Origin of the sequence: Sphingobium sp. S6 (genome assembly GCF_905120495.1) — a bacterium.
GTDB lineage: Bacteria > Pseudomonadota > Alphaproteobacteria > Sphingomonadales > Sphingomonadaceae > Sphingobium > Sphingobium agri.
The window spans coordinates 1-19423 of sequence record NZ_CAJHOG010000008.1 but is presented as its reverse complement, the minus strand read 5'-3'; the positions used below and the strand labels follow the sequence as shown (position 1 = coordinate 19423).

Below are 19423 nucleotides of genomic sequence, written 5' to 3'. Positions count from 1 at the left end.
TCAGTTCCTTTCCATCGTCAGCATCACCTTTATGGCTTCCGGCGCACATTGAGCGGCGAAGGCCTGGGGTGCTTGCGAGATCGGGAAACGGTGGGAAATGAGAGACGCACGATCGACCTTGCGCTCAGCCATATAGGCCAGGGCTTCGACCAGTTCCTCGGCCGCATAGCCGTTCGATCCCATGATTGTCGGCTGCTTCTGTATCATAGGACCAAAGTCGATCGTCATCCTGTCCTCATAGGCGCCAAAGCAAACGATCCTTCCCCCGTCCAAGTCGATGAGGCGCAGCGCGGTTTCCAGGGGCGGCGGACCGGGCATATGCTTGATGTAGCCCGCGCAATCGATCACCGCGCCGATCCGCGCGGACTTGCCCTGATAGCCTTCCTCCGTGCCGGTGATTGCCGCGATCTGATCGAAGACGTCCCCGTCGCGGGCGTTGACCACGGCAGTCGCACCCTGCGCCAGAGCGGCCCCCAATCGTGCCTGATGAACGTCGACCGCGATGACTTGCCCAGCCTCTATCCCGCGCGCCCGAATGGCCTGGATGACGCTCAGCCCGATGATGCCGACACCGAAGATGACGACATGCTCCCCCGGCTTGATCGCAGCCTTGCGCACCATCTGGAGGCCGTCGGCCAATTGTTCGGTGGTGGCTGCCTCAATCATGTCCACGCCTTCTGGCATGCGCACCAGCTGAAATGGGTTGACGGGCACAGCCACATAATCGGCCATGCCGCCGCCCAGACCCGTCACGCCGACCACGCGCTCACCGACTGACCATCCGACCACGCCTTCGCCGATGGCGGCTATCGTTCCCGCGAATTCGTGGCCGGGGACATGATAGCCCTCCGGCGTCGCGCGGACGAGTTGATCGCGATAGCTGCCGTTGCGGAACATGTGCAGATCGGACCCGCAAATGCCGCAGGCTTCGACAGCAACGATCACCTCTCCGGCTGCAGGTACGGGACGCGTCGCATCGCTGCGCGCGGCGACATGTCCCGGATCGATGAAGTCCGCGACGCGCATGGTGGATAGTTCCAACATCCCCTCCTTCAACCCGGCATGAATTCGCCGCCGTTGATGTCGAGGCTGGCGCCCGTCACCACGGAGCAATAGTCAGACAGCAGCATGATAATCGGCCGCGCGCATTCGCGATCGGTCGGCATGCGGCCAAGGGCAATGCCCCGCTCCTGCTCCGCCTTCAGGTCAGCGACGCTCCGGCCACTTTCCTTTGCCATGTAATCGAGCGCCTGTTCGACCGAATGACCCCACATCCAGCCCATGAAGGTGGAGTTGACGCGGATGTTCCAGCGCCCGACCTCCGTCGCCATCTGCACCGTCGCCATGGCGAGCGCAGCCTTGGACGTGGCATAGGCGGCCTGCTGCACCCACGGCTTGCGCGTCACCTGCGTGTTCACATTGACGATGGCGCCTCCGCCCGTCTGGCGCATTTGCCGAATGACGGATTGGCAGAGCCCAACGGTGCCAAACAGGTTTACGTCGAACGTCCGTCGCCATTCGTCGAGGTCAGCATCGACAACGTCTGTAAATGCACCCGGGATATAGGCACTGTTGATAAGGCCATCGATACGGCCGAAGCGCTTCACGGTTGCATCGACCAGCCTCCCCACATCGTCCCGCTTCGAAATGTCGGTGGGGACTTTCAGGACTTGCACATCATGTCCCGCTTCCCGGATCATGGCTTCCGCTGCGTCCAGCTTCGAGGGGGTACGCGCGGCCAGCACGACATGGGCCCCTTCGGCAGCCGCCAGCGACGAGAGTTCCTGTCCCAGGCCAGGCCCAATGCCCGACACGATGACGACCTTGTCCTTCAATATCACGTCTATCCCTCCATATTCGATAGTTGTGCAGCGCCGCGGGCCTGCAGGATCAGGAAAATGACGGCGGCGAGAGCGAAGCCCGCGATCTGGAGCGCGATCGGCGTCCAGTAGCTGTGCGTCGCATCGAAAAGCGCGCTCGCGAGCGGGGCGGCGCCGAAGGTGAAGGGAACGGTGAACATCGTCACCATGCCCATCACTTGCGCGAAGTTTCGTGGTCCGAACAATCTGGTGAGCAACACCCCTTGGGCCGCCGCGATGCCGCCGCCGCATGCCCCCACGACGACCGCGTCCAGGACCAGCAGCCAATAGGGCGCGGGCTGAAGGAAGATGAACCACACCAATCCCTGCACCACACTGTTCGCGGCCAATGCTCTGCCCGGACCAAATCTGTCGGCCAGCCAGCCAAAGGCCATTGCTCCCAGGATACCGGTGCCCCCGGACAGGGCGAAGAGGAAGGAGGCTTCCTCCAGGCTCCAACCCTGCCCCATGATGAGCGGCACCATATGCGCGGCCTTCAGCACGCCGCCGCCCACAACGATGCCGACCGCCAGCGTGACGAGCCACAGTGCTGGGCGGGCGAGCAGTGTTCGCCAGGGAAGCAGCTGCTGTATTTCTGCGTGCGCGATCCCATCGGCGTGGCCAAGGGGCTGCTGACCGATCTGTTCGGGACGGTCGATCACGAACGGCATCAGTGGCAGGACAAGCAGGTGCGCAAGGCCTACGCCCACCAATACGGCGGTCAGTCCATAATGATGGAGACCCCAGGCACTGATCATCGGCACCAGCATGACGAACACCGGCATGGTCACGAAGCCCAGGGCCCGTCCCTGCTGCCGCACGAACCAATTGCTCGCCAATATGTTGGACGGAATAACGCCCAGCAGCAGAAAGCCGGGGGAGATCAACAGCGCGAAGATGCCGAGGAACTGGCCAATGCTGCCTGCCAGAGGGAGCAGACAATAGCCCGTCGCTCCCAGCAGCGCGCCCGTGGTCAGGACCCGCCGGATCGATGTCCGCGCGATCAACGGGCTGATCAGGGGGGCGCTGAGCGAATAGATGAGGATGACCAGCGAGATACCAAGCGCGGACAATGTGCGGGTCGTCGCGAACCGCTCTTCGATGGCCAGGACCAGCGTTCCAAAGGAGCCGAAGGTCAGACCCACCGCTACATTCTGCGTGACCGCCGCGATGGCAACCATGCGCCAGCCCAGGAAGCCCCGCGCGGCGTCGCGGTCCCCGTCTCCAGATGAAACGCACATTGCTGGCCTGCTCGCAAGCCGCCCGGACATCAGCGTCCTATCCTTTCGGCGTGCAGGGCTTCAGCCCGGGCCTTCAGCGCATGGGCGGTGTCGTCGAACGCCCGTTTCACCCAGGGTCCGCAAAAGCGCATGACATGGACGCCGTTTTCACCAAGAAATGCGTCGGTCGACCAATAGCGGCAGTGGCCGTTGGCCATCGGCTCGATGAACTGGTCGCGACGGGCGGCATAGGGCCAGTTCTCATGCCATCTCGCTTCCCAGGCGAGCCTCCGCTCTGGTTGGAGCTCGCATATATATTCGCATCCTTGGAGCAACGCCCCGGGATTGGGATAATTGACGAGGCTCATATAGACTGGCGCGCCCATTTCGAGCGTGGACGTGGCCTTCACGCAAAAGGGATTCCAATCGCCGTACCGATCGAGGTCGGTCAGGACTTCCCACACCAGAGCGGGCGATGCCTCGATCACTACCACTTCGGAAGTGACGACATTGGCAGGGTCGTAGCTGATTTTGGCGTCTATGGCGGCTTTCGGCACGATCTGGTTTCTCCGCTTCACTGGTTTTCGAGCGCAGGGGGGAAGGCGGACAACAGCGCTGCATCGACAAGCTGCGCCTGGCCGTTCAGAGCGGCCGCAGCAGGACTGAGCAGGAACAGCGCGACTTCCGCGACCATCTGTGGGGTGAGATTGCCGCGATAGGGCGGCGTGCCCAATTGATCCGGCGCAACGATGCTGTCCTGCTGCTCCGCTCCGGTCATCGGCGTCTCCACCCCACCCGGGCAAATCGCATTGACCCTGAGACCACGGCTGGCAAATTCGCGCGCTGCAGAGCGCACCAGGCCGACAACGCCATGTTTGGCAGTGCTATAACCCGCCGCATCCGAAAAGCCGGTGAGCGCGGCAGCCGAGGCGGTCACCACCACTGCACCCCCAGGGCGCAGACGTCGTTGCGCCTGCCGCAGGCCAAGATAAGGCCCGCGCAGATTGATGGCGATCATCCGGTCGAATTCTTCGACGGGCATCTGGTCGAACGGGCCATAGCGCTGGATCACGCCAGCATTGAGGAACGCCATGTCGAGCCCGTCGAACGCGGCTTCGGCCTGGGCGAAGAATTGCTCGTTGTCCGCCTCCCTGCTGACATCGCCAGCTATCGCAAGGGCGGTGCCTCCGTGCGCTTCGATCAGGCTCGCGATCCGCTCCGCATCCTGCATGCGGATATCGACCACGGCGACCTTGCAGCCTTCCGCAGCCAAGCGCATCGCAGCAGAAGCGCCGATCCCAGAGCCTCCTCCGGTCACAACTGCGGACTTCCCCACGAAGCTCATCCTGCTCTCTCCATCACCCCGGTCCTTTGCCGGTTTTTCGCAGCATGGCGTAGCTGAGACTCCTCCGCCTCGTCGAAATGGAGGGGGTCGCGCACGAGCGCTTTTCCCGGCGCCTAATTGATTTGGAGGTAGAGGGCGGTCGGCTTTTGAACCAGCCACATGAAGGCTGGAAGCAGGCCATTCTCAGGCCGATCAAACTAGGCCCGGGCGGACGGACAAAGATAAGGATTTCAAGGAGAGAAAATGCGCTATCGCGACAAGCTGGTCATCGTCACCGGCGCTGCATCAGGGATCGGCAGGGCGACCGCGCAGCGGCTGGCTGCGGAGGGCGCGCAGCTCGTGCTGGGCGACATCAATGAGGCGGGCGCTCGGTCCTTGGCAGACTCTCTGGATACGCAGTTCACGCCGCTAGTGATCGGCTTCGATGCTGGTGATCCTACCTCCTGTCGCGCTTTCATCGCCACTGCCGCCGAAAAGGCGGGACGGATCGACATGCTGTGCAACATCGCCGGGATCATGGATTGGGGGCCGCTGCCGATGTTCAGCGAAGAGCGATGGGAAAGAATGATGCGGGTCAACCTCTCCAGCATCTTCTACCTGTGCCAATCGGCGATGCCGCATCTGGTCGCCACGAAAGGCAACATCGTCAATATCAGCTCGGCAGCCGGATTGGTGGGTATCGCCTACACCACCGCCTATTGCGCGGCAAAGCATGGGGTCATCGGTCTGACCAAGTCGCTGGCGATCGAATATGCGAGCGCGGGCGTGCGCGTGAATGCGATCTGCCCCACCGGCGTGAAGACACCCATGACCACCGGCATCCTCCCCAAAGGCGTCGATATATCGCTCCTGATGCGCAACGCTTCAAAGATGGGTGATTTAATCGAGGCCGACGAAGTCGCCGGCGCCATCGCCTATCTAGGTTCGGCGGATGCGCGCACCGTGAGTGGCATCGCGCTGCCGGTAGATGGTGCCCAGACCGCAGGCTGAAGACGAGGAGGTCAGCTTGCACGCCGGTAATGCATGGCGACCACGCCGTTGCTTAGCGGGCTCGCCGAAATCAGTTCGAGCCGTCGCGTGCTGGCCAGCCCGCTTTCATAGAGGGTAGGCCCGTGGCCAGCGATCCGTGGGTGAACTAAGAACCTATATTCGTCGATCAGACCCAGCCGGTCCAGCTCAGCCGCCAGCTTAGCACTGCCTAGCAACACGCCGCCCGGCGTTGCGTCCTTCAGCCTCTGCACGCCCGCCCGCAGGTCGCCAGCGACGTGGTGACTGTTGGTCCATGGGAAGACATTCCGCGCTGATGACACGACATGTTTCGGCTTGGCTTCGAGCTTGACGGCCCATTCGCGCACCGCTGGCGGCGCGTCTGTATCGCCGCGCGCAACCGATGGCCAGTAGCTCTCCATCATCTCATATGTGACGCGCCCCCAAAGCATCGCCCCGCTCTGGTCCATAAGGCGGGTGAAGAAAACGTGCGTTTCGTTGTCTGCAATGCCTGCCTGGTGGTCGATGCAGCCGTCCAGCGTGACGTTGATGCTGAAAGTGAGAGATCCCATGGAGCCACTCTAGGCCGATTATGCGAAAGACTGTATCAATCGGTTCCGTCAGCTAGCAAGTGCTGCATGCGCCCTTGACGTGCACAGATGCATGCCGCTCAAGAACATGATCGTGGACAGGCACAGCAGCCAATATCCTATGGGGCGGGCTTCCGGAATTTCAGTGTCATGCGGTCGCTTTCGCCGACCGCTAGATATTTTGCCTTGTCCACATCGCCGTGGGCGAAAGTGGGCGGAAGGGTCCAAACCCCCTTGGGCCAATCAGCCTTGTCCTTGGAATTGGCGTTGATTTCCGAAGCTGCGACATATTCGAAGCCAGCGGCCTCGGCCAAGCGGCGAATGGTCGAGACCTTGAGATAGCCGCTTTGCTTCTCAAGCGCGCTGTCCCGGTCTTCAGGCAGGCGGTGATCGACGATACCGAGCGTCCCGCCAGGCTTGAGAAGATCATAAAATGCCTTGAAGGTCGCTGCCTCCGTGCCCGCCATCACCAAATTATGTACGTTGCGGAACGTAAGCAGCGTATCGACGCTGCCCGCAGGGATCATGGCGGTCTGGTCAGGATAGGAAATCAGCTTTACTTTGTCATAGACGGTCGGCTTGGCCGCGAGAAACTTGCGATAGTTCTCAAGATATCGGCCCGACGGCTGGAGCGCGTAGAACGTGCCCTTTTCGCGCAGCAGAGGCGCGAGGATTTCGGTGTACCAGCCGCCGCCCGGGCTGAATTCCACCACCGTCTGAGTTGGCTCAACATCAAAAAAGGCGAGCGTTTCTGCGGGATGGCGATATTTATCGCGAACTGTGTTGGCGGCGGTCCGGCTGGGCGCTGCGACGGCGGCTGCGATAGCGTCACCCTGTTGTGTTTTCCCGTGCTCAGCGTGATGAGTATGCTGTGCCGCTAGTGGCAAGGCGGGTACAGCAAGGGCAGTCAGCAGCAGACCGGCGCGCGCAAGACGGTTCATCCGTGATCCTCTCTTCTTCGGCGATAACCCTGATCTGCGCTTGATACTCGTGAATAGCAAGCGCACGGAGCGCTGACCCGCTTCTGCTCCGCTCAGGAGTAGGAGCTCAGGCAAGGCGGGGCATGCCCTCCCTGGCCAGGGTGCAGAGCAGCAATGCGGTCAGCGCCGCCCGCTCGCCTAGGCTCGGCACGATCAGATACTCGTCGGGCGAGTGGATCGATCCGCCGCGCACGCCCATCGTGTCCACCACAGGCACGCCGCACGCCGCGATATTATTGCCGTCGCACACGCCGCCCGTGTCGCGCCAGCCGATTTGCTGTGACAGCTTGCGCCCACAATCGCTGACAAGGTTAAGCAGCGCCAGCGCCTGGCGGTCGAGCGTCTTGGGCGGTCGACCAAAACCGCCATGCACGTGAATCGTAACCTCCCGCGCCTGCGCCACAGATGCCAGGATCGCCTGCATCGCGGTTTCGGCCATCATCTGCCGGTCGGCCGACACCGGCCGCATGTTCACGCGCAATATGGCATGGTCGGGCACGACATTGTTGGGGCCGCCGCCATCGATCCGCGCCGGGTTGACCGACAGCCCCTCGCCCGCCAGCTGTTCTAGCCGCAGGGCGATGTCGGCAGCGGCCAGCACCGCGTTGCGGCCGTCGCGGGGATTGCGTCCCGCATGCGCGCTGCGTCCCGCGACGATGATCGAGAAATTGCCGCTCCCCGGACGCGCGCCCGCCAGCGTGCCATCGGGCAGTGCCGACGGTTCATAGGTGAAGGCGGCCTGCTTTCCCTGCGCAGCTTCCCGCAGCAACGGCGCGGAGCCGGGCGAGCCGATTTCCTCGTCGCTGTTCAGTACGACCTGATAGCCGATGCGCGCGTGGAGTGGTGAAGCTTCAAACGCGCGCAGAGCCGCCAGCATCACCGCGATCCCGCCCTTCATGTCGGCCACGCCGGGGCCATTCAGCAGATCGCCGTCCCTGCGGCAGTGCTGAAAACTGCTCTCCGCCGGAAACACCGTGTCCATATGCCCGGTGAACAACAGTTGCAGCGGTGCATCGGGACGCACGGTGAGCAGGATGTTGTCGCCCAGATCAAGGGCGTCTTCCCGACCATCCAGCGCGATCGACGTTACCTCTGCCGCAGGGCGCAGTTGCATGTCGCCCGGCAGCACGGAAAAGGCGTCCGTCAGTAGCGACGCCATCGTCGCCAGCCCTGCCAGGTTCCGCGATCCGCTGTTGACTGCGGACCATTGCAGCAGCTGATCCAGCATCGGCGCGGCGCTGGCAGCCTCCACCACCGCCCGGTCGAGGCCCATATCGGCGCTGAAAATATGCTCGTCCGTCATGTCAGGCCTGGAACCGCCAGTTGTTCCGGCAGACTAACCTCGAAACTGGTGAAGGAATAGGCGCAATAGTCAGCAGCGCGCACTCATGATGAGGGCGCCGCCGCGATCATTGCTTGGTCATGTGGAAAATGCCGGTCGCATTGCCGCTGTCGAAGGAGAGGTCGAGCCTCCCGGTTGCGGGGTCCACGTCCCGGCTGATGAATTCATAGAAGGAGCCGGGCACCGTCATCTGGCACATGTCACCCTGATCATTGACGAATTCCCGTTCCACCATGTCAGCTCTGAAAGCGGTCTGGCGGACGCGGCCATTGCGGGAAAATTCCACCTTGTCCTTCATCGGCCGACCCAGCGCTTTCAGCTCCTCTGCTAGCGCGACGACGTCGGCCACCCGGTCGGTGGCGTGATTGAAGGCATTGCCCTCCGTCGCTATCCACGCCGCCTCTGCCGATGCGCTGCGCAGCGCCTCATAATCGGCGACCGTGCAGGGCGCATGATGTCGCCCGAAAGCAACGACCAGCGTCGGCAGCACGGCACGCGCAACGTCGAAGGGAATGGTTCCACCCGCGGCGAACTGATCCAGCGCGGCCAGAGCTTCTTCGTCCAGGGGGTCTTGCGAACTGCCAAATACGCGATCCGCGACCGCGGCGAACGCCTCGTCGAACTGGTCCACATGCAATTCGCTGACGAAGAATTGCGGGATGCTTTCCGGAAAATCCCGATGACGATAGGCGCGGCCGGTCATGCGCAGCGCCGGAAGCGGGTAGGTCGCTACATCCTCATAGCCCAACGGTTCCAGGATGCGCCGGAACGCCAATTCGCCGCGGGGCAGAGCGCCCGTATCCTTATCGACGAGGGCGATGGTGCGGATTGCGCCATGATCGAAGCACAGGCGGCGGCCGCTAGCGATGGCGTCCGAGACATAGCTGACAGCGCTCGGCACCCTTTCCAGCAATCCAGCGAACAGCAGCATGTTCATGGCGGCTGCCATTTGCGCGCGCGTAACGCCGGGCATGTCCTGATGTCCGGCCGGCAGCATAGGCGTCAGCATGGCGGCGATCCGGCCGCCATCCTCCTCACCCAGGATCGCGGTCACCAGCTTCAGCGCGCCTTCATTTTCGGTACTCATCCTGTAATCCTGTCATCAGCCAAGGCCGGATGCCGAAGATCGCAATAGCTTCATGTCTATAATCGATAATCGAGTATGATGGCATGGGTCAGATCGGCACGGCCGTCGTATATTTCACCTGCGACAAGGCGAAGTGGGACGACCCGGTCGCTACGGTGGGATGGCGCAGGACGGTGCGCATCAGGAAGTGATTATATTCTTCCACATCCGCGACCAATATCCGTAGCAGATAGTCCCAGTCGCCCGACATGGAATAGCATTCGATGATCTCGTCACGCGATGCGATGAAAGTCTCGAATGCCTCGGTCGTTTCTGCTTGATGGTTCTTGATCTTGATATGGCACAGCACGTTGAGGCTGCGCCCCAGCCGCGCCGGGTCAACGAGGCGGATTTGACGGCCCAGCACGCCGTCCGCCTCCAACGCCCTTATCCGCCTCCAGCATGAGGCGGTAGACGCGCCGACGCGCTCAGCAAGTTCGGCATGACTGATCGATGCGTCACGCTGCAATTCGTGCAGCAGCTTGCGATCGATCGCGTCAATGGGACGGATGGGCATCAGGCAGAGGCTTCCTTGTTTTTAACAGGAGCGAATCGCAGCCGCTCAGAGTCGATCAGCTCGGCGAAATCTTTGATGCATTTTCATCCATCACGCCAGCTTTGTGATGGGACCTCATCTCATATCACCCTGAATTTCCATCAAATGAAACATAATTTCGACCGTATATGCTAGGATTTCATCATCGTCGGCTCCATCGATTCAGGAAGTTTGCGCATGATTGATCTCGACAATCCCCTCGGGCTCGACGGCTTTGAGTTTGTGGAGTTCAGCGCTCCGGAAAAGGGCCTGCTGGAACCGGCTTTCACCGCCATGGGCTTCACCATAATTGCGCGTCACAGATCGAAGGATGTGCAGCTATGGCGGCAGGGCGGCATCAACCTGATCGCCAATTATGAACCGCGAAGCCCGGCCGCTTACTTCGCCGCCGAACACGGCCCGTCCGCCTGCGGCATGGGCTGGCGCGTGAAGGACGCAGCCAAGGCCTATGCCATGGCGATCGAGCGTGGGGCGGAGCCGGTGGAGGTGCGCACCGGACCCATGGAGTTGCGCCTGCCCGCCGTGCGCGGCATCGGCGGGTCGATCATCTACCTCATCGACCGTTATGAGGGCGAGGATGGCACGCTCTCCATCTACGACATCGACTTCGTTTATGAACCAGGCGTGGAGCGGCATCCTGTCGGCGCTGGATTCAGGATCATCGATCACCTGACGCACAATGTCTATGGCGGGCGTATGGCGCACTGGGCGAGCTTCTACGAGCGTGTCTTCGGTTTCCGCGAGATCCGCTATTTCGATATCAAGGGCGAATATACCGGCCTCACCAGCAAGGCGATGACCGCGCCAGACGGCAAAATTCGCATCCCCCTCAATGAAGAGGGCAAGACCGGCGGCGGCCAAATCGACGAATTCCTGCGCGCCTATAATGGCGAGGGCATTCAGCATATCGCGTTGTTGTGCGACGACCTTGTTGCCGCCTGGGATCGGCTGAAGGCGATGGGCACGCCGTTGATGGCCGCTCCGCCCGCCACCTATTATGAGATGCTGGATGAGCGGCTGCCCGGCCATGGCGAGCCGGTGGAGCAGTTGCAGGCGCGCGGCATCCTGCTCGACGGGTCGACGCAGGAGGGGGACCCGCGTCTCCTCCTCCAGATCTTCGCGCAGCCGACGATCGGCCCTGTGTTCTTCGAATTCATCCAGCGCAAGAAGGATGAGGGCTTTGGCGAAGGTAATTTCACCGCCTTGTTCGAAAGCATGGAACGTGATCAGATGCGGCGGGGCGCGCTGAACGTGGAGCAACCGGCATGACCGTCCCAGACCTCAAACGCATTCACCATGTCGCCTATCGCTGCATCGACGCGAAGGAGACGGTCGATTGGTATGCCCGCATGCTGGGCATGACTTTCACCACTGCCTTTGCAGAGGACAAGGTGCCTTCGACCGGCGAAGACGATCCTTATATGCACGTCTTCCTCGACTGCGGCGGCGGCAATGTCCTCGCCTTTTTCGAGCTGCCGAACCAGCCTGCCATGGGCCGCGACGCCAACACGCCCGCCTGGGTCCAGCACATCGCCTTCGAAGTGGAGGATGAGGCCGCGCTGCTCGCCGCGAAAGCGCACCTCGAGGCGCAGGGCGTCGATGTGCTCGGTCCCACCTGGCATGGGGTTTTCAAGTCGATCTACTTTTTCGACCCTAATGGCCATCGCATCGAACTGGCGGCCAATATCGGCACGGCTGAACAATATGCGGAGTTGAAGCGCGTCGCGCCGCTGATGCTTGAGGAATGGAGCCGTACAAAGCGCGCGCCCCGCCACGCGCAATGGCTGCATGAGGGGCCAAAGGCATGAAGCTCGCCAGTCTGAAAGGAGGCCGAGACGGACGCCTTGTTGTCGTATCCCGCGATCTGTCCTCCTATGCCGATGCGCAGGCGATCGCTCCGACCCTGCAGGCGGCGCTGGACGATTGGGCGGCGGTCGCGCCCCGCCTGGAAGCACTTGCGCGCGACCTTGAAAGCGGCGCGGTGACCGGCCAACCCTTCAACGAGACGGAGGCGGCCGCTCCCCTGCCCCGCGCCTATCAATGGGCGGACGGATCAGCCTATGTGAACCATGTCGCACTGGTGCGGCAGGCGCGCGGTGCACAACTGCCCGACAGCTTCTGGCATGATCCGCTGGTCTATCAGGGAGGGTCGGACAGTTTCCTGGGTTGCCGCGATCCTATACCGCTCGCCGATGAGTCATGGGGCTGCGATATGGAGGCGGAGATCGTCGTGATTACCGATGACGTGCCACAGGGCGTCAGCCCGGAGGATGCGCACGGCCTCATCCGGCTCGTCGGCCTGGTGAACGACATATCGCTGCGCAACCTCATTCCAGGCGAGTTGGCGAAGGGCTTCGGCTTCTACCAGTCGAAGCCCGCCAGCACATTGTCACCGGTCTTCGTGACGCCCGATACATTGGGCGCGCAGTGGCGCGACGGCAAGCTGCACGGCACGCTGAAGGTCGATCTGAACGGCCAGCCCTTTGGCCGGGCCGATGCCGGAGTCGATATGACGTTCGATTTCGGCATGCTGATCGCCCATTTGGCGAAGACCCGGTCGCTCGCTGCGGGGACGATCGTCGGGTCGGGCACCGTGTCCAACCGTGACGCGGACGGTGGCCCCGGACGGCCCGCAGCCGATGGCGGCCTTGGCTATAGCTGCATCGCCGAAGCGCGCATGGTCCAGACGATCCTTCGGGGGGAGCCGCATACGCCTTTCCTGCGGTGGGGCGACCGAGTGAGCATCTGGATGGAGGATGAAGCGGGTGCACCAGTCTTCGGCAGGATCGATCAGACAGTTGCGCAACCGGAGACCGCCGCTTCCGGCAATCAGCGCTGAAATAGCGGGGATCAACCCGCTCGTCGTCGCGCTGGCGTGCCCGTAGCAGCCGCAGGGCTGCTTACCCTTAAAAATGATTGTTTGCCCTGGCCCCGCGCTACTATGGCCACTGACGTGCAGGAATGTGGAATTAATTTGCACTGCAACCGGACGGGTCGAAATTGCTGGCGACAGCAGTTCCGACCACGCTCAATGCATCGAGGGTAATGCCCTCAATATGTCGAGAGCCTTACCCGAAGCAGAGCCGGCTGTTCGTTGAAATTGAACCCATAGGAAGTCTGGTCGCCATTCCAGCGACGTGATGCCTTCCACTGGCCGTTCACGAATGTCCCCTCCTCAGCGCTCAAAATTTGACCATTCAGCGCAGCGTCGGCCGGGGTGAACTGGAAACGGCTATATTGCCCGGCAACGAGGAACTCGTCTGGTCCCAATTGCGCGACGACCCCACCACCTACAGCTTCCTTTGCCCAAGCGGGCGACTCCATGCCGGGCCAGGCGGGGATATCGAAGTTGTTGCGGCCATAGATAGCGGTGATTTTCCACCGGCCCATCGACGTGGATTCTTCACTCTCGCTGCCTTTTGAGCTTCCCCAGGTCGGGTGCTTTCCAGCGATCGCTGCCCATTCGCTCGCGATCGGCTTGAACAGCCGGTAGGGAGCGGCGAACGCTTCGATCGTTGCGGCATCCAACTTGCGGGCACCGAGGGGATAGTTGGAATAGTTGGTGGCATCCATACCGAACGGGGCCCAGCCGATGGCTCCCCTGCCCAGGGCTGCCCAGAAAAACCGCGCGCTCGACGCAGCATTGCTCGTTTCGGGGACGAACAAGGCGTTGTCCGGTCGCGTGTAGCGGTCAAGCAATCCAAGGTAGGTCTTTTCAATCGGCAGATACAGGTCGGGACCTATCAGGTCCAGCGCCGGCGCGATCGTCTTCCAGATCGGCAAGACATTCCAGTTGGGCCCGCCGCTACCGACCTGTGCGGCCATCATGGTGCTCGTCGCGTCGAACACAGCAGCGTTGGTGTACATTGGCAGATTCTTCTCTGCCTTCCCCGCAGCGGCGACCTCTTGCACATAACGCGCATATGTCCAGGCGGCGAATGCCTGATCCGCTTCCTTGCCAAAGGCTTGGGCCCATGTCCCGGCAGGCTTGCCGGAGGCGCGCAAGACCGCTTCTGGAACCGCTTGGTTGAAAAGCTTCTCGGCAGCAGGCGAATAATCACGGGCAACGCCATGCGTCCCCACCTCATTTTGAACCTGCACCATGATCACCGTGTGCTTGGGATCCGATTGCTTCAGATGCCGCATCAGCATCGTGAATGCCTTCCGATCGGCAGCAAGGCTCGCTTCGCCCAAAGGAGACAGCGTCTTCGTAGGACGGCCATCGCGCCGCATCAGGCGCGGGAAACGGGTCGTGTCATTCTTCACCCATTCAGGGGTGTAGGTGGATTCGCCATTTTTCCAGCTGCCGAACCACAGCAGGACAACCCGCATGTCGTTCTGGCGCGCCTGTGCCAGCAAGGTATCGACCCAGCTATAGTCGAATTTCCCTTCGACCGGTTCGAACTGCTCCCATGCTACGGGAATTTCGATCGTATTCGCATTCAGCGCCTTCATCACGGGCCAGACCTGCGGAAGAACCGCGGGGTAGTTGCTTGAATTGTGGACCTGAGCGCCAAGCATGAGGTAGGGCTTGTCATCGACCAGGAATGTATGCCGTCCACCTTCACTCTGAAGCCGCGGTACATCCGAAGCCAAAGCTGTCCCGGGGAGCACCAATCCACAGAGCAACCCGAGCAAAAAATGATGGCGGACCATAGGATTCCCCTTTGAGACTTGGCTGCGCCCCCTGTTCAGGGCGCGACATGAACGACCGCCGCCGCTATATCCCACCGACACCAAAGAAGTAAACACATTCGTTGCATTTATTGGGCTCAGATATGGCTTTTCGGGCTGGTCAGGCCGCTTCGCCGCCTTTCAATGTGGAGCTTTGATCCAGCGTGACGATCGTCCCGTTAACGCGGGACTGAATATTGGCCACTTTGTCGCGCTCATTGTAGAACTGCTTGTACCAGTTGCGGAGCCGCCCATAAGGACCATCTGCGGGCACGGTGAGCAGATGTATGCTAGAACGCTTGTTGGCCCATATTTCCACGTCCTGGACTAGGCCGTCCCTCAACTGGTCCTGATATGTCGAAGCGACATGACGTTCCTCGTCGCTCAGCGCCCCTGAGCCATCGCTCATCCGTACCATTGTCGCGTGCCATACACGGGTGCGGCCATCCTCGATCGGCGTATGCGCGACGAGCATGAACACCGGCAGGTGGCTGTTCATGTCGGACTGAAGAATGCCCGGCCCGGTATACCATGTATCGAGTTGGCTCAGCGTCGGCGGAAGATTTCCCCAGCCCCGGTTCACCGCGGTAAAAAGCTGGTGAACGACATGGCCGTCAAATCTGTTCGCGAAGTAGATGCAGCGTTCGGCTCCATGGATGGGCGACATATGCCCCACGTCCGCCATGTTATCGACAATCTCACAGCCGTGGATGTCGATGTCGCCCAGATGATCGATCTTCCAGTTCACCCACCCCGCCTGATCATAATGGCCGCCGAAGTCCGGCAGAGCATAGTCCGGCTCCAGCCCTTCAGGATCGTGCCACACCCACAATATCCCGGCCCGTTCCACCAGGTGGTAGGTTTTGAGGCGCGCAGTTCCGGGAATGAAGTCGGAATAGGGAATATCATTGCACCTTCCATCGGGGCCATAGCGCCAGCCGTGGAAGGGGCAGCGGATGGATTCACCCTGGATTTGATCGCCATCTCGCATGATGTAACTGGTGGCGTTGTTGGCCAAATGAGCGCCCATGTGCGGGCAATAGGCCGAAACGAGGTAGGCCCTGCCACTCTCACCCCGGTAGAGGACGAGATCCTCGCCAAAATACCGCACCGGCACGGGCCGGTCCATCACCTGATCTGCGGCCCCTATCATGAACCACCCGCGCGGATATTGGACCGGGCCGAAGCCATAATCGCTGCTGCTCGCCATCTCTTCATCCTCTGATCACGCGGTCTTGATCGCCGCGATGCCCTTGACTTGATTAGCACTTTGCTCGGCGGGTGGCGACCCCGAGCATCGCTTCCTGCCAACTGCCGGGCCTGATTTTGCAAGTTCACGCCTAACTGGATGCATCGGAGGCGTGGACAAGCGGATCGGCTTGCGCCGAGCAGCATTTTCCGCGACCACTCCTGTAAATTGCTGGCCGCACCTGAAGGGGACATCATGGAACACCGGACCGGACGTCGAACATTCATTGCAGGCGCTGGCGCCTTGGCGATATTCCCTTCCTTGACCTCTGCCGCGCAGCGGCCATTGCCGCCGGGACCAAAGACGATGCCTTTGATGCCTCGGCCGGCCAAGGGCGACGGGCCCGGCTTCACGCCGATTTTTGATGGCAAGAGTCTGTCGGGCTGGCGCGGTGATCCCACATATTGGCGCGTGGAGGACGGCATGATCGTGGGAGAGGTGACACCGGACACCCTCCTCCGCAGCAATACGTTTCTGATCTGGAACGGGGGTCAAGTCGAAGACTTCGAACTGAAGTTGGACTATCGGATCACGGCCCAGGGCAATAGCGGAGTCAATTACCGCAGCAAGGTCGTCAAAGACGAAACCACCCCCACCAACCGCTTTGCGCTGTCGGGCCTGCAGTTCGATATCGATGGCCAGAATCTTTTCACCGCCATGGTATATGAGGAGCGAGGACGGAGCTTTATCGCCCGACGCGGCCAATTCGCACGCACGACGACAGAGCCTTCACAAGTGGTCGGAGCGATTGGGGAGCCTGGATTCCTGAAGACGCTGATCAGACCGGACTGGAATGAAGTCCACATCATCGCCAAAGGCCCTGCCCTCTATCATCTCTTGAACGGACAACTAATGGCGGCGGCAATGGATGAATCGAAAGGCCGCCGCCGCAGTGGCGAGATCGGAATGCAAGTGCATGTAGGTCCACCGATGAAGGTGGAATATCGGAATATCCGGTTGAAACGGCTGTGATGCGGAAGTGCCTCGACTTCGTGCATTGGTCCTGATTAAAGAAATCGCAGACACCAGGCCTTGATAACATCATGCCCGGCTTAGCGGTCGCATTCAGCAATCAAGATCATGATGCAGTATCGCCCTCGGCCCAGCAGGCCAGAGCCCCAGGTCAGCATAGACCGCCGCGACAGGGTCTTCACGGAAGGTCAAATTGATCTCCGGCGGAAAATATTGGGTCATCAGGACGACATGCAGCCGGTGGATCGGATCGACCCACATTCCGGTGCCAGCAGCGCCTCCCCAGCCGTACAGCCCCGGCGGCGTGCGTGAGGCAGACAGGTTCACCTGCATAGCCGCGCCAAAGACGACATCCTGCATCACATTGCCGTAGAATTGGGCATTGATCCCGGTCGGCAACAGGTTGGACCGCGCTAAACGCGCGGTTTCGGGTTTCAGCAGCCTTTTGCCACGATATTCACCCTCATTCGCGAGCATCGCGGTGAATCGCGCATAATCCTGGGCGGTCGAGACAAGCCCGCCACCGCCTGAAAGCAGCGCCGGACGGGCATAAGCGCTATCGGCTGGACCATCCACCAGGCGCCATGTCCCATCCTCACCGCGTTCGTGAAGGTTGACGAGCCGGTCGAGCTTATCGGAGGGTACGACGAAGCTGGTGTCCACCATCCCGAGCGGACCAAAGATGCGCTCCTGGAAAAAGGCATCAAGGCCACGGCCGGAAACGCGTTCGATAAGCGCTCCAAGCACGTCTATCGAGAGGCTGTATTCGAACATTTCGCCAGGATCGCGCGCCAACGGCAAGGTGCCGAGCAGTTCAACCATGTGCGCCAAATCGTGCGGATCTTCGCCACCGTCACGATGCGCGGAAATCCTGTCGCCGGGCAAGAGGCCCAGTTCCCGGTAACGCGCCGCAAGAGGTGAGAATTGCAGACCATAGCTGAAGCCTGCACTATGGGTAAGCAGATCGCGCACCACCGGCTGCCGCTTGGCCGGACGCACGGCGTCGCCTTCTTCTGAAACGAGCACATCGAGCTTGGCAAGTTCCGGAAGCAATTCGCCTATGGGTTGATCGAGACCGATCACGCCCTCTTCGACGAGCATCATCGTGGCGATCCCGGTGATCGGCTTCGTTTGCGAATAGATGCGGTGCAAGCTGTCGGGCTGGACTGCCCGGCCGGTTCCGAACCCCGTCTCGCCGACGGAAATGAAGCAAGGGTCTTCATCGCCCACGGCAACCGCGAGCACTGCCCCTGCGACATCACCCTGACCAATATGGCGCTCGAACAGGGTCGTCACTTCGCGGAAGCTTGCCGGATCAAAGCGGCGTGATGATTCTTGGTTCACATCCAATTCCTTCATCCGGAGCAATTCGCCGGGTTTTGCACATTAGGAGCCGTTCATCGCTGACATAACGGCGCTCAAGTACGGTCGAGCCACTTCCGGCAACTGATGATGCCGGAACATTTTCCAAAATATTGTCTGTCGTCAACATTATTGATCGACGGAACGGAAATAATACCGGACTGAGGTCAGCAGTTCTACAGGCCAAGTTCACCTTGACGGGGTTGCGAGGGCGTCGGGATCGGCGCTGGGGCGAGGGACCGGGACGAGAAGGGCGCGGCCGGAGCGACGAGGATGCGCGCAAGGCCGGTCAAGGTATAGACCGCCTGCCGTTGCGCCCCGCGATTATGATGATCGACACGATAGCCTTGATAATGACGGCGGAGTAGTCCTGCCGCCACCATTTCCGAGACGGCACGGCTGAGATTGGTCTTGCCCGACGCGCGGACCCGCAGCTTCACTTCCTCTTCGACCACCAGGCCCGCAGCGTCTTGGTCAGTTGGCAGACGCTCCTGCCCGGCAAGTTCGGCCCGCACTCGTGCGGCGAGCGCGAGGCGGCGAGGATCGCGCCCGCCCATCGGGGTCAGCGCATCACACAACCAGTCGCGCAGCGGCTGCAGCCCGCCATCCTTCGCCACCAAGGGTCCCGCGCTGCCGTCGGGCCGGGCAACTTCGGCGATCAAGGTGAGCAGCATGAAAGCATAGCGCGGCCGCGTACTCGCATGAGCGAGCCGGTCAAGCAGCGCCGACAAATCGCCGCTTCCGGATGATGGGGGCCTAATCGAACCGTGAAACATAACGGGGATGAATCAAGCACAGGTGGAGGCCAATGTGAATCCCTTGCGACAGGAATCGGTCGCTTTTGTCGCGCATGACACTTTGCCCGAAGGTAAAGTGTCATCGCTGGCACTTTAGGTCGCAAGATTTGGCCGCGCACGATGTTGGCCGGTTAGCGCCCGAGGGGAGCGCATTTTCAACCGATGGAGCAGGGATGCTGCAAACCTTCCTTTCAAGAACGACGCGCCGATCTTTGCTCACTCTCGGTGGCATGATCTCGGACACGAAAAAGCCCGCTGCTTTTTAGAGCAGCGGGCTTTTCTCTTTTACCAGTGGGTGGGGCTCAGTGTAGGCCGCTTCCGCCGCCTGCCAGTTCCTTGGCGATGGAGCCGACCATGTCCTTGG

19 protein-coding genes are annotated in these 19423 nt (G+C 61.3%); 5 read left to right on the top strand and 14 right to left on the bottom strand.

Going from position 1 to position 19423, the window contains the following annotated elements; genetic code table 11:
* Genes SPHS8_RS16495 through SPHS8_RS16475 form a run of 5 tightly spaced genes read right to left on the bottom strand, consistent with a single transcriptional unit; the run spans position 1 to position 4424 of the window.
* Positions 1-1044, bottom strand: coding sequence for a zinc-dependent alcohol dehydrogenase (locus tag SPHS8_RS16495; protein ID WP_236575227.1), 1044 nt, complete (start codon positions 1042-1044; stop codon positions 1-3).
* An 8-nt stretch (positions 1045-1052) separates the two neighbouring features.
* Positions 1053-1841 (bottom strand): SDR family NAD(P)-dependent oxidoreductase, encoded by a 789-nt coding sequence (locus tag SPHS8_RS16490; RefSeq protein WP_201516511.1) that lies wholly within the window; start codon positions 1839-1841, stop codon positions 1053-1055.
* Positions 1842-1843: 2 nt separating this feature from the next.
* Positions 1844-3130: an MFS transporter gene (locus SPHS8_RS16485; protein ID WP_201516510.1), complete on the bottom strand. Its 1287-nt coding sequence runs from the start codon at positions 3128-3130 to the stop codon at positions 1844-1846.
* Positions 3130-3636: an SRPBCC domain-containing protein gene (locus tag SPHS8_RS16480; RefSeq protein ID WP_236575226.1), complete on the bottom strand. Its 507-nt coding sequence runs from the start codon at positions 3634-3636 to the stop codon at positions 3130-3132. The genes SPHS8_RS16485 and SPHS8_RS16480 overlap by 1 nt, the downstream gene beginning before the upstream one ends.
* Positions 3637-3653: 17 nt before the next feature.
* Positions 3654-4424 (bottom strand): SDR family NAD(P)-dependent oxidoreductase, encoded by a 771-nt coding sequence (locus tag SPHS8_RS16475; protein WP_201516509.1) that lies wholly within the window; start codon positions 4422-4424, stop codon positions 3654-3656.
* Between the two features lie 243 nt (positions 4425-4667).
* On the opposite strand from SPHS8_RS16475, the gene SPHS8_RS16470 reads away from it, so the two are divergent.
* Entirely contained in the window at positions 4668-5414 is a 747-nt protein-coding gene (locus tag SPHS8_RS16470) for an SDR family NAD(P)-dependent oxidoreductase (protein ID WP_201516508.1), read from the top strand.
* Positions 5415-5425: 11 nt separating this feature from the next.
* On the opposite strand, the gene SPHS8_RS16465 is transcribed toward SPHS8_RS16470, so the two are convergent.
* The 5 genes from SPHS8_RS16465 to SPHS8_RS16445 form a co-directional block, all read right to left on the bottom strand.
* Complete coding sequence (locus tag SPHS8_RS16465) at positions 5426-5983, bottom strand: dihydrofolate reductase family protein (RefSeq protein WP_201516507.1); 558 nt, start codon at positions 5981-5983, stop codon at positions 5426-5428.
* 137 nt (positions 5984-6120) lie between these two features.
* Positions 6121-6942, bottom strand: coding sequence for a class I SAM-dependent methyltransferase (locus SPHS8_RS16460; protein WP_201516506.1), 822 nt, complete (start codon positions 6940-6942; stop codon positions 6121-6123).
* Positions 6943-7048: 106 nt separating this feature from the next.
* Positions 7049-8284 (bottom strand): hydrolase, encoded by a 1236-nt coding sequence (locus SPHS8_RS16455; protein WP_236575225.1) that lies wholly within the window; start codon positions 8282-8284, stop codon positions 7049-7051.
* 106 nt (positions 8285-8390) lie between these two features.
* Positions 8391-9410, bottom strand: coding sequence for a DUF1338 domain-containing protein (locus SPHS8_RS16450; protein ID WP_201516505.1), 1020 nt, complete (start codon positions 9408-9410; stop codon positions 8391-8393).
* 88 nt (positions 9411-9498) lie between these two features.
* Positions 9499-9966 (bottom strand): Lrp/AsnC family transcriptional regulator, encoded by a 468-nt coding sequence (locus tag SPHS8_RS16445; RefSeq protein ID WP_097093409.1) that lies wholly within the window; start codon positions 9964-9966, stop codon positions 9499-9501.
* Between the two features lie 216 nt (positions 9967-10182).
* Here SPHS8_RS16445 and hppD point away from each other — a divergent pair, with 216 nt between their 5' ends.
* Genes hppD through SPHS8_RS16430 form a run of 3 tightly spaced genes read left to right on the top strand, consistent with a single transcriptional unit; the run spans position 10183 to position 12844 of the window.
* On the top strand, positions 10183-11274 hold the full coding sequence (gene hppD / locus SPHS8_RS16440; RefSeq protein ID WP_201516504.1) for a 4-hydroxyphenylpyruvate dioxygenase: 1092 nt from the start codon (positions 10183-10185) through the stop codon (positions 11272-11274).
* A complete protein-coding gene (locus SPHS8_RS16435) occupies positions 11271-11813 on the top strand; it encodes a VOC family protein (protein ID WP_201516503.1) in 543 nt (180 codons plus the stop codon). The genes hppD and SPHS8_RS16435 overlap by 4 nt, the downstream gene beginning before the upstream one ends.
* Complete coding sequence (locus tag SPHS8_RS16430; protein ID WP_201516502.1) at positions 11810-12844, top strand: fumarylacetoacetate hydrolase family protein; 1035 nt, start codon at positions 11810-11812, stop codon at positions 12842-12844. Before SPHS8_RS16435 ends, SPHS8_RS16430 begins: the two co-directional genes overlap by 4 nt.
* A gap of 212 nt (positions 12845-13056) precedes the next feature.
* Here the strand turns inward: SPHS8_RS16430 and SPHS8_RS16425 are convergent, their stop codons facing one another.
* Entirely contained in the window at positions 13057-14661 is a 1605-nt protein-coding gene (locus tag SPHS8_RS16425; protein WP_201516501.1) for a DUF5597 domain-containing protein, read from the bottom strand.
* A gap of 139 nt (positions 14662-14800) precedes the next feature.
* Entirely contained in the window at positions 14801-15889 is a 1089-nt protein-coding gene (locus SPHS8_RS16420; RefSeq protein WP_201516500.1) for a Rieske 2Fe-2S domain-containing protein, read from the bottom strand.
* A 300-nt stretch (positions 15890-16189) separates the two neighbouring features.
* Between SPHS8_RS16420 and SPHS8_RS16415 the strand changes: the two genes are divergently transcribed.
* Positions 16190-16900 (top strand): 3-keto-disaccharide hydrolase, encoded by a 711-nt coding sequence (locus SPHS8_RS16415; RefSeq protein ID WP_236575224.1) that lies wholly within the window; start codon positions 16190-16192, stop codon positions 16898-16900.
* A gap of 93 nt (positions 16901-16993) precedes the next feature.
* On the opposite strand, the gene SPHS8_RS16410 is transcribed toward SPHS8_RS16415, so the two are convergent.
* Together SPHS8_RS16410 and SPHS8_RS16405 are read right to left on the bottom strand one after the other, a co-directional pair.
* The gene (locus SPHS8_RS16410) at positions 16994-18244 is read right to left on the bottom strand and encodes a serine hydrolase domain-containing protein (RefSeq protein ID WP_201516498.1); all 1251 of its coding nucleotides are present in this window, start codon (positions 18242-18244) and stop codon (positions 16994-16996) included.
* 194 nt (positions 18245-18438) lie between these two features.
* On the bottom strand, positions 18439-19038 hold the full coding sequence (locus SPHS8_RS16405; protein ID WP_097093402.1) for a hypothetical protein: 600 nt from the start codon (positions 19036-19038) through the stop codon (positions 18439-18441).
* Positions 19039-19423 lie beyond the last annotated feature (385 nt).

What these genes read in the sequence shown, in the direction of transcription:
- hppD (WP_201516504.1), top strand. Translation starts at nt 10,183, where the DNA reads ATGATTGATCTCGACAATCCCCTCGGGCTCGACGGCTTTGAGTTTGTG.
- SPHS8_RS16470 (WP_201516508.1), top strand. Translation starts at nt 4,668, where the DNA reads ATGCGCTATCGCGACAAGCTGGTCATCGTCACCGGCGCTGCATCAGGG.
- SPHS8_RS16485 (WP_201516510.1), bottom strand. Translation starts at nt 3,130, where the DNA reads ATGTCCGGGCGGCTTGCGAGCAGGCCAGCAATGTGCGTTTCATCTGGA.
- SPHS8_RS16495 (WP_236575227.1), bottom strand. Translation starts at nt 1,044, where the DNA reads ATGTTGGAACTATCCACCATGCGCGTCGCGGACTTCATCGATCCGGGA.
- SPHS8_RS16435 (WP_201516503.1), top strand. Translation starts at nt 11,271, where the DNA reads ATGACCGTCCCAGACCTCAAACGCATTCACCATGTCGCCTATCGCTGC.
- SPHS8_RS16430 (WP_201516502.1), top strand. Translation starts at nt 11,810, where the DNA reads ATGAAGCTCGCCAGTCTGAAAGGAGGCCGAGACGGACGCCTTGTTGTC.
- SPHS8_RS16450 (WP_201516505.1), bottom strand. Translation starts at nt 9,410, where the DNA reads ATGAGTACCGAAAATGAAGGCGCGCTGAAGCTGGTGACCGCGATCCTG.
- SPHS8_RS16475 (WP_201516509.1), bottom strand. Translation starts at nt 4,424, where the DNA reads ATGAGCTTCGTGGGGAAGTCCGCAGTTGTGACCGGAGGAGGCTCTGGG.
- SPHS8_RS16420 (WP_201516500.1), bottom strand. Translation starts at nt 15,889, where the DNA reads ATGGCGAGCAGCAGCGATTATGGCTTCGGCCCGGTCCAATATCCGCGC.
- SPHS8_RS16460 (WP_201516506.1), bottom strand. Translation starts at nt 6,942, where the DNA reads ATGAACCGTCTTGCGCGCGCCGGTCTGCTGCTGACTGCCCTTGCTGTA.
- SPHS8_RS16405 (WP_097093402.1), bottom strand. Translation starts at nt 19,038, where the DNA reads ATGTTTCACGGTTCGATTAGGCCCCCATCATCCGGAAGCGGCGATTTG.
- SPHS8_RS16445 (WP_097093409.1), bottom strand. Translation starts at nt 9,966, where the DNA reads ATGCCCATCCGTCCCATTGACGCGATCGATCGCAAGCTGCTGCACGAA.
- SPHS8_RS16465 (WP_201516507.1), bottom strand. Translation starts at nt 5,983, where the DNA reads ATGGGATCTCTCACTTTCAGCATCAACGTCACGCTGGACGGCTGCATC.
- SPHS8_RS16425 (WP_201516501.1), bottom strand. Translation starts at nt 14,661, where the DNA reads ATGGTCCGCCATCATTTTTTGCTCGGGTTGCTCTGTGGATTGGTGCTC.
- SPHS8_RS16455 (WP_236575225.1), bottom strand. Translation starts at nt 8,284, where the DNA reads ATGACGGACGAGCATATTTTCAGCGCCGATATGGGCCTCGACCGGGCG.